The organism is Parafrankia irregularis (genome assembly GCF_001536285.1).
Taxonomy (GTDB): domain Bacteria; phylum Actinomycetota; class Actinomycetes; order Frankiales; family Frankiaceae; genus Parafrankia; species Parafrankia irregularis.
This window is the reverse complement of record NZ_FAOZ01000014.1, coordinates 36270-50425: the sequence shown is the minus strand read 5'-3', so window position 1 is coordinate 50425 and position 14156 is coordinate 36270. Positions and strand designations below refer to the sequence as shown.

Below are 14156 nucleotides of genomic sequence, written 5' to 3'. Positions count from 1 at the left end.
TCATAGTGGATCACAACGGGGAACACGCCCCGGCGGCGCGCGGACAACCGGAAGGCCTGACGCCTCCCGGCGAGACCCTGCACCCGCACGAGCCCCGAGTGATCGGCCCGTACCGCCTGCTGCGCCGCCTCGGCGCGGGTGGCATGGGCACGGTCTACCTCTCCGAGACCGCGGGCAGGCGGGTCGCCGTCAAGATTGTCCGACCTGACCTCGCGGCCGACGAGGAGTTCCGTCGACGGTTCCGCCAGGAGGTCGACGCCGCCCGCCGAGTCGCGCCATTCTGCACCGCCGAGGTGCTCGACGCTGATCCCGACGCCGCAGCCCCCTACCTGGTGACCGAGTTCATCGACGGTGTCCGGCTGGACCACGCCGTGGAGAACGGCCCGATCAGCGGGTCGACCCTCACCGGGCTCGCCGTCGGCGTGGCGACGGCGCTCACCGCCATTCACAGCGCCGGCCTCGTGCATCGCGACCTCAAGCCGAGCAACGTCCTGCTGTCGATGTCCGGCCCACGGGTCATCGACTTCGGCATCGCGCAGGCCTTGGAGGGGGCGAAGGCCAAGCCGACCGCCTGGGGCTTCGGCTCCGCTGGCTGGATGGCACCCGAGCAGGTCAACGGTCAGCCGATCGGGCCGGAGGCGGACGTCTTCACCTGGGGCATCCTGGTGGCCTTCGCGGGCACCGGCCGCCATCCGTTCGGTACCGGAACCGACCTCGAGCTGAGCACCCGCATCGTCGGCCGGGAGCCGGATCTCGTCGGGCTCTCACCGAGCCTGAAACCCCTGGTGGCCGCCGCCCTCGCCAAGAACCCCGACGCCCGGCCGAGCGCGCGCGACCTGCTGTTGAGCCTCATCGCGCTACCGCCCACGCAGCCTTCGGAGAGCGGCGAGGACCGGGCGTGGCGGCCGAGCCCCACCGCCGTCGACGAGGCCGAGGAACTGCTGCACCTGACGCAGGGCGTGAGCCTGCCGAACGTGTCGCTGCGCCGGGCCGAACCGGCGGAGTCCATCGACAGGCGGATCGGGGTGGGCCCGGGTGCCCCGCCCCCACCGCCACCGCCACGCGGTCGAGGGGACCGCTGGCGGGCCGCGCGCCCGGGCAGGTGGCAACCACCCGTGGCCCGGCCACCCAGCCAGTTGGGACCGCATGGCCGACCGAGCGGCGCGGCCGCCGGCGCCGCTCGTCCGAACGCCGGCGCGGCGCCGGCCGGCCCGCCGCAGCCGGGGGGGCTGCCGGTTCCCGTCCCGGCCGGGGCGCCGTCGTTCTCCGGAGCCGCAGGCGCGGGGCAGCCCGCCGGAGGCTGGCCCGCGGCACGCTCACCGGGCGGTGGTCCACACCATCCTCCCGGCCTTGACGCGTTTCCTGATCAGTCACGTCCGCCGCGCTTCACCCCGCAGCGCATCCTCGGGTTCGCCGCCGTAGCCCTCGTCGTGGTCCTCGCGGCGTGGTTCATCAGCTCGATCACCGGTGCCGACTCCGACGGCGGGGCGAATGACCTCCGGTCCGGAGACCGGAGCGAGTCCGCCCAGGCGCCGACCGCGCCCAGGACGGCGAAGGTGGGTTCACCGGTCCGCGACGACCAGCTGGAATTTCGCGCAAACAAGATCAAATGTGGTGAACATCAGATCGGCGAATCGTTTCTCGCGCGCCGAGCCACTGGGCAGTTCTGCCTGGTGGATATCACGGTCACAAACAGGGGAACGACCGCCCGTCTGTTGGAAAGCTCGAAGCAGTATCTGACAACATCGGCCGGTGAACGCCATTCCGCCGATTTTGTTGCGCGGTTCTACCCGAGCCTGAACGGCGGTATCTGGGACACCATCAAACCCGGCGACACGGTCACCGGCACGTTTGTCTTCGACATCCCGGCCGACGAGAAGGCGAAGTCGCTGGAGCTACACGAACGGCCCGAGAGCCTCGGCGTCGTGATCACCCCCTGACGCCACCGCCGCCGGCTGGCCCAAGCACCTCCCTGTCCGGCTTCAGGTCCGTCCGGCCGTGGGGTCTGCCACACCGCAGGTTACGGTGATCTCCGCGAGGGAAAGTCGACCATCACGTCCCGCAGACGGGCGCAGCAGGCATACCGCCGGGCCAGGCAGATCGGGGACATGAGTGGAAACGCAGCCAACCGCTGCTGTGCAGGGCAGCCGATCGGCATCCGGCCCGCTGCCACGGGGAGCCGGCGTCCTGGTCGCGGTTCTCCTCGCGTTTCTGGCCAGCGGCTGCGGCGAGGTACTCGACGTCGCCTCGGGAACACCCACCACCTCCGCCACCCCAGGCACGGCCGGCTTCGGTGACGAAAACGCACCGGGGGCGGGGGCCGGATCGGCGCTGGAACTGCTCGGCACACTGTCCGTCCGAGCGGCCGACAACTCGCCCGCCTATCGGCGCGACAAGTTCGGTACCGCCTGGTCAGACGTCGATCAGAACGGGTGCGACACCCGCAACGACATCCTTCACCGCGATCTTCGCAGCATCACCACCCGCCGGTCGGATGACTGCATCGTCCTGACTGGCGAGCTCAGGGATCCGTATACAACTCGCACGATACGTTTCAACCGCGAACGCAACGCTTCGGCGGTGCAGATCGATCATGTCGTAGCGCTGGCCGACGCCTGGCGCACGGGGGCGCTGGAATGGTCCGACCAGGAACGGCTGGCCTTCGCGAACGACCCGGAGAACCTGTTGGCGGTCGACGGCCCGACCAACCAGGCCAAGAGCGACCAGGACGCATCCGAGTGGCTGCCGCCGAGCCCGGGGGCGCGCTGCGCATATGTGGCCCGCCAGGTCGGGCTGAAGGCCCGTTACGGTCTCTGGGTCGAGCAGCCTGAGGCCACCGCGATGCGCGGGGTCCTGCAGTCCTGCCCCGACCAGCCACCTCTCGGCCTGACCACGACAACCGCCCGCTGACCCGACCGACACCCGCCGATTCGACGAAGGTCTCCACCCGGCCCTTCACGCACTACGGGACGGACGTGTCCAGGACGGCAGCGGCAGCCCGGTCCGCGTCGGTGAGATCGCTCGCCCGGACCGGGCTGACAAACGTCCAGTGGTGGCCCACCGGGCAATGCTGGTACCGCAGCCAACCGAGACGAATCGCCTTCAGTGACACTCCGGGGATCCACACGGTTGTGAAGAGGTGGCCCTGACGGCAGCGGACGATCGTCCGGCCACCGACGGCATATCCGCGGCGGCGTGCGATCACGGTTCCGCCGACGGAAACGGCAACAGCGAGAGCGACCAGCACGCTACTGCGCGGAGACACCGATGCTCTCATGACGTTCCCCCCAGGCCTCCGCCATCATCGCGCAGAAAAGGCCCGCCGGCACACCCACCAAAAATCGCCGATCAACACCAACGAGCCACCGGAGCACCGCACTGCTCGGACGCCTGGGGTGGAAGGCTCTGGGAGGCCTCAGGCAACCAGCCCCCGACAGACATCACGCCTACTGGGAAACCGCCCAAAGACCCGCAACCACAACGACCCCCGCAAGACCGCGGGGGGTCTCGGGGGGTCGCCCCCCGAAAAAATCGCGGCCCGCCGGGAAGCCGAACAAAGTTCGACGACCACGACGAGCCAGTTCGACGACCACGACGAGCCCAAAACCGCCGCCGCTCACCCGAACCAGGTGGTCAGCCCCACCACACCGACCCCGAACCGCACGCTGGTCGAGCGAAGCGAGACACTCGGGGGGTCGCCCCCCCGAAAAAATCGCGGCCCGCCGGGAAGCCGAACAAAGTTCGACGACCACGACGAGCCAGCTCGTGGGCGAGGGGGGAGTTGAACCCCCACGTCCTTTCGGACACACGGACCTGAACCGTGCGCGTCTGCCATTCCGCCACTCGCCCGAGTGGGACTATCAACTTGTCGTGGCACACGCTATCACGTGGGCGGTGCACTCGGGCAACGCCCCCCGGCTGACCGGGTTGCCATGTCAAGCTGCCGAGCCGTGGGACGGACCCGTCGGTGGGCATACGATCTCACAGACCGGGAGAAGGGAGGTCGGGCATGGGCGTGCTCCAGCGCTTCGAGCGGCGCCTGGGCGGCCTCGTCGAGGGTGCGTTCGCGAAGGTCTTCAAGGGCGGGGTCGAACCTGTCGAGATCGCCAGCGCGCTCGCTCGGGAGACCGACGATCGGCGCGCGCAGAGCTCCAACCGGGTTCTGGTCCCGAACGAGTTCGCCGTCGAGCTGGCGGGGGGCGACTTCGCCCGGCTGGCCCCTTATACCCGCGAGCTTTGCGACGGGCTGGCCGAGATGGTCCGCGAGCACGCCGCGGAGCAGCGCTACACCTTCGTCGGCCCGGTGACCGTTCGGCTCGCGGAGGCCGACGATCTCGACATCGGCGTCTTCCGTATCCGCAGCAGCGTCGCCTCGGCCGATCCGGCGGTGGTCAGTGGTCGCCGGGCAGGTCCCCGCCGCCCCGCCGCGCCGGGCACTCCGCATCTGCTGATCACGACGCGGGCTGCCGGTGGCGCCAGCGGCGAGCGGGAGTATCCGCTGGACGCGGAGATCACAGTGATCGGCCGCAGCGTCGAGTGCGACATCCGGCTCAACGACACCGGGGTGTCCCGCCGGCACGGCGAGATCCGCCGGCTGCCGGACGGGCAGTTCCTCTACGTGGACGCGGGCTCCACCAACGGCAGCCTCGTGAACGGGCGCGCGGCGACCCAGGTGAAGCTGATGAACGGCGACCGCGTCGAGCTCGGCACCGCGATCGTGGAGTTTCGCCGGGAGGAGTCCCGCGGCGGCGGCCCACGGGGTGCGCGCACACCGCCACCGGCCGCCCGTGCGTCCAACCCGCCGGGCCGCCCCGGGCTCGCGCCGGCCGACCAGCGGACGCCGCCGCCGTTCGATCCGCACCAGCCGACCTCGCCAGGTCGGCGCAGTCCGACTCCACCGCCCGGTGGCCGTGGGCCGGGGTTCGCCGACCGTCCGGGGCGTGGTGGGGACGAGTACCGCGAAGGCCCGTCCGCCCGATTCCGCGACGACTCCGGCCCTCGACCGGCCCGACGCGACGGCGGCCCACGCCCCGACAGCTACGGAGCCGACGAGTACCGCGAAGGCCCATCGGCCCGATTCCGCGACGACTCCGGCCCTCGACCGGCCCGACGCGACGGCGGCCCACGCCCCGACAGCTACGGAGCCGACGAGTACCGCGAAGGCCCGTCCGCCCGATTCCGCGACAACGGTCCGCCGCCGCCGCGCGGCGGTGACCGTGGTGGCTGGCCGGGTGCCGGGTCGGATCGGGGCCCGGGTCATGGGCGTGATCCGCAGCGTGAACGCGGTCGCGGCTATCGTGCCGAGTCATCCGTTGGCGGCGCGAGAGACGCGGGTGGTGATGAGATGTACCGCTCCCAGCCGGATCCCCGGCAGCGTCCGGCCGCTCGATCCGACGACGGCCTGGAGGCCCTGGAGCCGGTCGACGACGCCGGTTCCCACGGTTCCCGCCGCGCTGGCGGGCCGGCAGAGCGTTACGGTGACGACGGCCGCCGTGGGGGCTGGTAGCTGTGGACCCCACCGAGCCCAGCGAGCTTGTCCTCCTGCTGGTGAAGATCGGCTTCCTGGCTCTGCTCTGGGGCTTCGTCCTGGTCGCGGTTCGTGCTGTGCGGCTGGACATGTTCGGCCCGACGCAACGCCAGCGCCGCCGCCAGCCGGTCGCGGCCCGTGCACCGGCGCCGGCGGGGCGGCCACCGGCCCGCGTCCGGCCGCCCCGGCAGGACCCGCGGCCGCCACCGCCCGCGCCGCCGGCCGCCGATGCGACCCCGACCCGCCTCGTGGTCACAAAGGGACACCTTGCAGGCACAACAATCCCACTGGGTCCCGAGGGAATCACCATCGGACGGGCACCGGACTCGACTCTGGTCCTCGAGGATGACTTCGCGTCAGGACGGCATGCGAGACTCGTTCCTCACGACGGGCAGTGGTTCGTCGAGGATCTTGGCTCCACCAATGGCACATTCCTCAACCGCACGAAGGTGACGAGTCCCATGCCGGTACCTCTCGGCGCGCCGGTCAGGATCGGGAAGACCGTCCTGGAGCTTCACCGGTGAGCCTCAGGCTTCACTTCGCCGTCCGCTCGGACATCGGGCATGTCCGAGAAGGGAACGAGGACTCCGCCTATGCGGGAGTCCGCCTGCTCGCGGTTGCCGACGGCATGGGTGGTCATGCCGCGGGTGAGGTCGCGAGCTCGACCGTCATCTCCCGGCTGGCCGAGCTCGACGGGTACGTCGAGCCCGCGAGCCTGCTCGAGGAGCTGTCCGAGGCGGTCCGGGACGCCAACAGGCGTCTGCGTGACATGGCGATCGAGAACAGTGCTCTCGACGGGATGGGCACGACGGTGACGGCGATGCTCTCCTCCGGAGACCATCTCGGGCTGCTGCACGTCGGCGACTCCCGTGCCTACCTGCTGCGCGACGGAGAGCTCTCGCAGATCACCCATGACCACACCCTTGTCCAGGATCTGGTCGACCAGGGCCGCATCACCCCGGAGCAGGCGAACACCCATCCACAGCGGTCCCTGTTGATGCGGGCGCTTGACGGCCGCGAGGTCGATCCGGACCTCTCCATCCGCCAGGCGGTCGCCGGGGACAGGTACCTGCTGTGCACCGACGGGCTCTCCGGTGTGGTCAGCGAGGAGACCATCCTGGAGGCGCTGCTGCTCCCCGAGCCGCAGGACGCGGTGGACCGGCTGGTCGAGCTGGCGCTCAAGGGCGGCGGGCCGGACAACATCACCGTGGTCGTCGCGGACGTCCTGGACGACACGCTGGCGGACGACTCACCGCTCGTGGCGGGCGCGGCGGCGGAGAAGCGGGTGGTGCCTGGCGCCGCGGCGGCCCGGTCCGGCCCGAACCCGCGTAACGCCGACGGTGAGTCGGCGGCGGCGAAGGCTGCCCGCATCGGCCGCACCGGCTTCCACCGGCGTGGTTCCGACGACGGCGGCGACGAGGCCGACGAGGACCCTGAACGAGCCCTGGCGAGCGGTGGGGGCCGGCGCCGGCTGTTCGTGTCGACGGTGGTGCTGGTGCTGGTGGTCGCGGGAGCGGCCGCCGGCTGGACCTATGTGCGGGGCCAGTACTACGTCGGCGTCGATGACGACCGCGTGGCGGTGTTCCAGGGGCTCAAGGGCAGCATCGTCGGCATCTCGCTGTCGACGGTGCGGTCCCACCACCAGCCGCTGTCCGAGGTCTCCGCACCGTTTCAGGAAGAGCTGCGCCACGGCATAGCCGCCGACGACCTCGACGATGCCGAAAAGATCGTCTCCGAGCTGGCCAGGCCGGCCAGCGCGGAGGAGGACGGGAACTCGGCCGTGAAGCCGTCCCCGTCCCCGACCGCGACGCCCGAGACGAAGAACGCCGGGCCCAATCCGTCACCCACTGTGGTCCTCACCTGCCCGTCCGCGGTTACCCAGGCCCTGGCGAGCTGCCCGTCGCTGGCCGTGCCCACCTCCCCGTGAGCACGCATACGCGATGACCCTCCCCCCACTCCGCAGGCCCAGGTCGGCTGACCTGACAGCCACGTTCGCCGGGTTCCCGCTACCGAGTGGGCTCGAACTTCCGCCGTACCGCCGCCGCGAGCTGTTTCTGCTCGGCTACGCGGGGATCCTCGCCACCGCGGCGTTAGCGGCGCTGACGCTCGCCCGGGACGGGACGATCGGCTTCCAGGTCTTCACCTACGGCCTCGGCTTCTTCTCGCTGTGGGCGCTGGCGCATCTCGCCGTCCGCCGCTTCGCGCCCGCCGCCGACCCCGTGTTGCTGCCGGTGGTCGCCGCGCTCAACGGCATCGGCCTGGTCATGATCTACCGGCTCGATCTGGCGAAGGCCGACGCCGCCCGGCGGGCGGGCGGCGAGGTACCCACCGGGGCGGCGCAGACCCAGCTCGTGTGGACGCTGCTCGCGGTCGTGGTGTTCATCCTGGTCCTGGCGGTCGTGCGGGACCACCGAAGCCTCGCCCGGTACGGGTACACCGCGGGGCTGGTCGGTCTGGTCTTCCTCGTGCTACCGATCGCGCCCGGCATCGGCGCCACGATCAACGGCGCCCGGCTGTGGCTGAAGGTCGGCCCGTTCTCGTTCCAGCCCAGCGAGGTCTCGAAGATCATTCTTATGATCTTCTTCGCCGCCTATCTCGTGAACAAGCGGGACGTGCTGTCGGTGGCGTCGCGGTCCTTCCTCGGCATGAAGGTCCCGCGCGCCCGCGATCTGGGGCCCGTCCTCGTCGCCTGGGCGGCCAGCCTCGGCGTCCTGGTTGTCCAGAAGGACCTCGGCTCGTCGCTGCTGTTCTTCGGGATGTTCCTGGTGATCCTGTATGTGGCGACCCAGCGGGCGTCCTGGGTGGCCATCGGGCTCGCGCTGTTCATGCTCGGCGCGGTGGTGGCGCACAGCCTGTTCGGCCATGTCCAGATCCGCGTCGACGGCTGGCTGCACGCCTTCGACGGGGACAACCCGTCCAGCACGTCGTACCAGCTCGTCCAGGGCCTGTACGGCTTCGCGGCGGGTGGCATCACCGGCACCGGTATCGGCCAGGGAAGCCCGCAGCGGGTGCCCTTCGCAAACACCGACTTCATCATGGCCAGCCTGGGCGAGGAGCTCGGGCTGACCGGTGTGATGGCGATCCTGCTGCTGTACGCGCTCGTCGCGGCGCGTGGGATCCGGGCCGCGCTCGGGGCCAAGGACCCGTTCGGCAAGCTGCTGGCCACCGGCCTGTCCGCGACCCTGGCACTTCAGGTGTTCGTGCAGGTCGGCGGCGTGATGCGGCTTATCCCACTGACCGGTCTGACGCTGCCGTTCGTCTCCTACGGTGGATCGTCGATAGTCGCCAACGCCGCCATCATCGCGCTGTTGCTGCGGATCAGCGACGCTGCCCGGCGGCTGGAGGAACCCGTCCCGGATGCCCCGCTGTTCGACCCGAGCGCAGTCTCCGAAAGCCCGACGCAGGTGGTGAAGACCACGTGAGCAGCCCTATCCGCCGGGTCGCCATCGCCTGCATGATCTTGTTTGCCGCCCTGCTGGTGAACGCGAACTGGATTCAGGTCGGTCAGGTCAACCGGCTCAAGAAGGAGCCGACCAACGCCCGCCAGATCGCGGATCGCCTCGAACGGCAGCGCGGCGGGATCATCGCCGGTGACACCGAGATCGCACTTTCGGTGCCGGTCGACGACGAGTACAAGTACCAGCGCCAGTACCCGGCCGGCCAGCTCTACGCCAACGTCACCGGCTACTACTCGCTCTTCACAACCGCGGGCCTCGAAGACTCTCAGAACGTGTTCCTCTCCGGCGACGACGACCGTCTGCTCGCCAGCCGGGTCACCGACCTGTTCAGCGGCGAGGACCGGCGCGGCGGCACCGTCGTGACCACGATCGTTCCGCGCCTGCAACAGGTGGCGACCGAGGCGCTGGCGGGGCGCAAGGGCGCCGTCGTCGCGCTTGATCCCCGCACCGGCGCCATCCTGGCCATGGTCACCAGCCCCACCTACGACCCGAACACGGTGGCTTCCCACAGCAGCTCCACCGCGACGGACGCATACCAGGGGCTGTCCACCGACAAGAACCAGCCGCTGCTCAACCGGCCGGCGCAGCAGACCTATCCGCCCGGTTCCACGTTCAAGCTGGTGACCGCTGCCGCGGCGCTGTCGTCAGGTCGGTACGAGCCGGACACCCGGGTTCCCGCGCCCGATGAACTCACACTTCCACAGAGCACCACGGTGCTACCCAACTTCGACGGGGAAACCTGTGGGGACGGCGAGACCGATACTCTGATCCACGCACTGACCATCTCCTGCAACACAGCATTCGGCGAGCTGGGGATCGAACTGGGTGACGACGCGGTGCGGGCCCAGGCCGAGGCCTTCGGCTTCAACTCGACGATCGAGGACTTCCCCCTCCAGCAGGCACGCAGTATCTTCCCGAACGACCTGGACGGGGCCCAGACGGCACAGTCAGCGATCGGCCAGTTCAACGTCCAGGCGACGCCGTTGCAGATGGCGGAGGTGGCCGCGGCGATCGGCAACGGGGGTGTCCGCATGAAGCCGTATCTCGTCTCCGAGCTGCGCGGTCCGGATACGAAACGGATCAGCCGCACCGAGCCGACCGTGCTCAGCAAGCCGATCACTCCCGAGGTCGCGGCCAAGCTCACCACGATGATGCAAAGTGTCGTGACCTCCGGCACCGGGCGGAAGGCCCAGATCAGCGGTGTCAATGTCGCGGGTAAGACAGGTACCGCCGAACACGGTGACGGCGAGGATCCGCACGCCTGGTTCGTCGGTTTCGCCCCGGCCAGCGCGCCGGAGGTCGCCGTAGCGGTGATCGTCGAGGACGGAGGCGGGGAGCTCGGAACCGGCGGCGCTGTCGCAGCGCCCGTTGCCCAGAAAGTCATGCAGGCCGCATTGGACACGCAACGATGAGCACATCTGCCAACAGCCCGTCTCCGTCGCAGCCGTTCGCCGGCGCAGCGTCTCCCAACACCGTGCTCGACAACCGCTACCGGCTCGACGGCCGTATCGCGACCGGCGGCATGGGCGAGGTGTGGCGCGGCCTCGACCAGACGCTGGGCCGGCCCGTGGCCGTGAAGCTGCTGCGCCCCGAGTACGCCAGCGACGAGTCCTTCCTGGTCCGCTTCCGGGGCGAGGCCCGGCACGCGGCCCGGCTCTCCCACCCCGGTGTCGCCTCCGTGTACGACTACGGCGAGGTGTCGACAGCCGACGACTACCCCACCGCCTACCTGGTGATGGAGCTGGTCGAGGGCGAGCCGCTCTCCGCCGTGCTGCACCGGGAGAAGCGCCTCACTCCCGACCGGATGCTCGACATCCTCGGGCAGTCCGCCGACGCGCTGCAGGCGGCGCACGCGCTCGGCGTCGTGCATCGTGACGTCAAGCCCGGCAACCTGCTGATCCGCCATGACGGCGCGGTCAAGGTGACCGACTTCGGGATCGCCCGCGCGGTCGACGCGGCCCCGCTCACCGCGACCGGGATCATGATGGGGACGGCCTACTACGTCTCCCCCGAGCAGGCGTCCGGCCGCCCTGTCACACCGGCGAGTGACGTCTACTCGCTCGGCGTCGTGGCCTACGAGTGTCTGGCCGGGCGGCGGCCCTTCGACGACCGGAACCCGATCGTCGTCGTGATGGCCCACCAGCAGGACACCCCCCCGCCGCTACCCAACGACATCCCTTACCAGGTAAGGGCGCTGGTCGAGTCCGCGATGTCGAAGGACGCCTCGCGGCGGCCGAGCTCCGCGGGCGCGTTCGCCCGCTCCGCGGCGAGCATCCGGCGCAACCTGTGGAACGCCGAGGCCGGGCGGTGGAACGGTGGCCCGAGCGCCCCGGACCTGACCGCTCGCCACCCCGCTCCGTCGGCGCCGCCGGCCTTCGGGCCGGGGCACTCACGCGCTCCGAGCGTGCCGCGGACACCCTCGTGGAACCGGCCCAACAACGGCGCCGCGTGGCCGCAGCAGCCGCCGATGCCGGACCCCGCGGGCGTCGGCCCCGGCGGTATGCCGGCCACGGCGCTGCACCCGAGCCCCGGCCCAGCCGGCCCCGGTCCCGGAACGGGCTATGGGCCCGGACCCGGTGGACCCGGATCCGGTGGACCCGGCGGGTCACGCGGTGGCACCGGGCGCCTGTACAGCCCTGGCGAGTTCGCCGACTACGCGGCCAACTACTCCTCCGGTGGCGACCGTGGCTCGCGGGCTCCGGGCGAACGGGGGGACGGTGGGCGGCCCGACCCGGCGAGCACGCTCTACCAGCCGTCCGCACCGGCCTGGCAGAACGACCCGGGTGATCCGGTGGGTGGCCGCTCAGGCCGGCGGCGCGGCGCAGCCCCGGCGGGCCGGCGCAGGCTCCCGCTGCCCGTCCTCATCGCGCTGCTGATCCTCACCGTGCTGGTGGTCGCCGTTATCACCCGGACCTTCGCGAATGCGGGCAACTCCGATAACGACACGGCGGCAGCCACCCAACATGTGCTATATCTCACACCCGAAGCGGGAAAGATCGCCGCTGCGGGCGGCGAGGCGGCTGGCACCGTGGTGGCCGGCGGTACCCAGCCGACGACGGGTGACAATCTGTGACCGATGTAACTGAGAGATACGACGCTCAGCCGAGACTTGTCGGCGAGCGGTACGAGCTCGGCGGCTGCATCGGTTACGGCGGCATGGCCGAGGTCTACCGGGGGCGCGACATCCGGCTGGGCCGCGAGGTGGCGGTGAAGACGCTGCGCGCCGACCTGGCGCGTGACCCGACCTTCCTCGCCCGCTTCCGCCGCGAGGCCCAGTCGTCGGCCTCACTGAACCACCCGGCGATCGTCTCCGTGTACGACACCGGTGAGGACGTCATCAACGGGACGCAGCTCCCGTACATCGTGATGGAGTTCGTCGAGGGCCAGACCCTGCGAGACCTGCTCCAGGCCCGCGGCCCGTTCGATGAGCGCTACGCCCTGCAGGTCACCGCGGAGGTCTGCGCGGCGCTGGACTACAGCCACCGCATGGGCATCATCCACCGCGACATCAAGCCGGCGAACGTGATGGTTGGCGCGGACGGCGCGGCCAAGGTCATGGACTTCGGCATCGCCCGGGCGACCACCGCGACCTCCTCCACCATGACGGCGACGTCCGCTGTGATCGGGACGGCGCAGTACCTTTCCCCGGAGCAGGCCCGTGGCGCGCGGGTGGACTCGCGCAGCGACGTCTACTCCACCGGGGTGCTCCTCTACGAGCTGCTCACCGGAGAGCCGCCGTTCCGCGGTGACAACCCGGTGGCGGTCGCCTACCAGCACGTGCGGGAGATCCCGCCGCCGCCGTCCAGCCACGACCCGCGCATCTCCCCAGAGGCCGACGCCATCGTGCTCAAGGCCATGGAGAAGGAGCCGGACGACCGGTACGCCACCGCCGGCGAGATGCGCGACGACCTGGAACGGGCGCTGAGCGGGCAGCGGGTACACGCCATGCTGATGGGCGGTGCCGACCAGACGATGCTCGGCGCACAGAGCACGGCGACAGCCGGCACCGCACTGCTCGGCCGGTCGGGCGGCGGCTACGACGACCGCTACGACGACCGCGGCCGTTACCAGGGCGACGACTACGACGACCGTACGCAGGTGGGCCGTGCGCCCTACGACCGTTACGAGCAGACCGGCCCATACGACCGCTACGACCAGCCTGGCCGGTTCGACGACGACGACCGCTACGCCGACCCCGGGCAGGGGAACGGACGCGGGCACCGCGACGACGACCGCTCCGGCGGTTCACCCGTCTGGAAGTTCGTGCTCGCCGGGCTCGGCGCCGTCGTGGTGTTCGTGGTGGTGGCGCTGCTCGCCTCGTCCATGTTCGGGAACAAGAAGAACGATGACAACACGGTCGCCGCAGGTCAGCTCACGATCCCGACCGTCGTCGGCAGCCTCTTCGACGACGCGACGCGCCTCCTGAGGAGCCAGGGCTGGGAAGGGCAGCCTCAGACGACGCCCAAGGAGAGCGATCAGGCGGCCGGCACCGTCCTGGCGGTCGATCCCGACGAGGGCTCGAAGATCGACTCCGATGCCACGATCAACTTCACGGTGGCGGCGGAACCGGGCCAGGTGACCATCCCCACCAATCTGGTCGGGATGACCGAACAGGCGGCGACGGGTGCCCTCACCGAGCTCGGCCTCAAGGTCAACGTCGAGAAGTTCTTCGAGGCCGCCAAGCAGGGTGTGGGCGAGGTCGAGCAGACCAACCCGGCGGCTGGGTCCCCTGTCGACAAGATGTCCACTGTGACGATCTCTGTGGTCAACCAGAACGTCAACGTGCCGGACGTGCGGAACCTGGACGTCCAGACGGCCACCCTGAAGCTCGAGTCCTACGGGCTCAAGGTCGAGAAGGTGCTGCGGCCGGATCCGTCCAGGCAGGCCGGCACGGTCGCCAACCAGAACCCGGTCGGCAGCGCTGTCCCCCGCGGCAGCACGGTGCAGATCATCGTCGTTTCGGCGAGCCAGCAGACGACCTCACCGACCCCGACCAGCGACTCGGGTGAGCCTGAGGAGACGCCGTCTCCCGAGCACACGACTCCCCCAGCGAGCACCACGCCGCCGACGAGCACTACTCCGACGGCGACGGCGACAGCAGGGTCGGGCCTGGGGGGCCTGGGTCTGGGCGGCGGCCGGCCCGGCAGCGGCTGACGGCAGCAACCGTCTGA

General features: G+C 70.5%; 9 protein-coding genes and 1 tRNA gene. 9 read left to right on the top strand and 1 reads right to left on the bottom strand.

Features of this window, described 5'->3' with window-relative positions; all coding sequences use genetic code 11:
- Positions 1-5 precede the first annotated feature (5 nt).
- Together AWX74_RS20965 and AWX74_RS20960 are read left to right on the top strand one after the other, a co-directional pair.
- The gene (locus AWX74_RS20965; protein WP_091279585.1) at positions 6-1940 is read left to right on the top strand and encodes a protein kinase domain-containing protein; all 1935 of its coding nucleotides are present in this window, start codon (positions 6-8) and stop codon (positions 1938-1940) included.
- Positions 1941-2112: 172 nt separating this feature from the next.
- Positions 2113-2910: an HNH endonuclease family protein gene (locus tag AWX74_RS20960; protein ID WP_091279583.1), complete on the top strand. Its 798-nt coding sequence runs from the start codon at positions 2113-2115 to the stop codon at positions 2908-2910.
- An 856-nt stretch (positions 2911-3766) separates the two neighbouring features.
- On the opposite strand, the gene AWX74_RS20950 is transcribed toward AWX74_RS20960, so the two are convergent.
- A tRNA-Leu gene (locus AWX74_RS20950) sits at positions 3767-3849 on the bottom strand.
- 160 nt (positions 3850-4009) lie between these two features.
- On the opposite strand from AWX74_RS20950, the gene AWX74_RS20945 reads away from it, so the two are divergent.
- The 7 genes from AWX74_RS20945 to pknB are packed head-to-tail and all read left to right on the top strand — an operon-like array spanning position 4010 to position 14139.
- Positions 4010-5506 (top strand): FhaA domain-containing protein, encoded by a 1497-nt coding sequence (locus AWX74_RS20945; RefSeq protein WP_091279577.1) that lies wholly within the window; start codon positions 4010-4012, stop codon positions 5504-5506.
- A 2-nt stretch (positions 5507-5508) separates the two neighbouring features.
- The gene (locus AWX74_RS20940; protein WP_006543793.1) at positions 5509-6051 is read left to right on the top strand and encodes an FHA domain-containing protein FhaB/FipA; all 543 of its coding nucleotides are present in this window, start codon (positions 5509-5511) and stop codon (positions 6049-6051) included.
- On the top strand, positions 6048-7454 hold the full coding sequence (locus tag AWX74_RS20935) for a PP2C family protein-serine/threonine phosphatase (RefSeq protein ID WP_091279574.1): 1407 nt from the start codon (positions 6048-6050) through the stop codon (positions 7452-7454). Before AWX74_RS20940 ends, AWX74_RS20935 begins: the two co-directional genes overlap by 4 nt.
- A 13-nt stretch (positions 7455-7467) precedes the next feature.
- Entirely contained in the window at positions 7468-8949 is a 1482-nt protein-coding gene (locus tag AWX74_RS20930; protein WP_054568902.1) for an FtsW/RodA/SpoVE family cell cycle protein, read from the top strand.
- Positions 8950-8981: 32 nt separating this feature from the next.
- The gene (locus tag AWX74_RS20925) at positions 8982-10397 is read left to right on the top strand and encodes a peptidoglycan D,D-transpeptidase FtsI family protein (RefSeq protein WP_226932599.1); all 1416 of its coding nucleotides are present in this window, start codon (positions 8982-8984) and stop codon (positions 10395-10397) included.
- The gene (locus tag AWX74_RS20920; RefSeq protein ID WP_091279567.1) at positions 10394-12058 is read left to right on the top strand and encodes a serine/threonine-protein kinase; all 1665 of its coding nucleotides are present in this window, start codon (positions 10394-10396) and stop codon (positions 12056-12058) included. Before AWX74_RS20925 ends, AWX74_RS20920 begins: the two co-directional genes overlap by 4 nt.
- Positions 12055-14139, top strand: a complete 2085-nt coding sequence (gene pknB, locus AWX74_RS20915) for a Stk1 family PASTA domain-containing Ser/Thr kinase (RefSeq protein WP_091279562.1) — start codon at positions 12055-12057, stop codon at positions 14137-14139. Before AWX74_RS20920 ends, pknB begins: the two co-directional genes overlap by 4 nt.
- Positions 14140-14156: the final 17 nt, after the last annotated feature.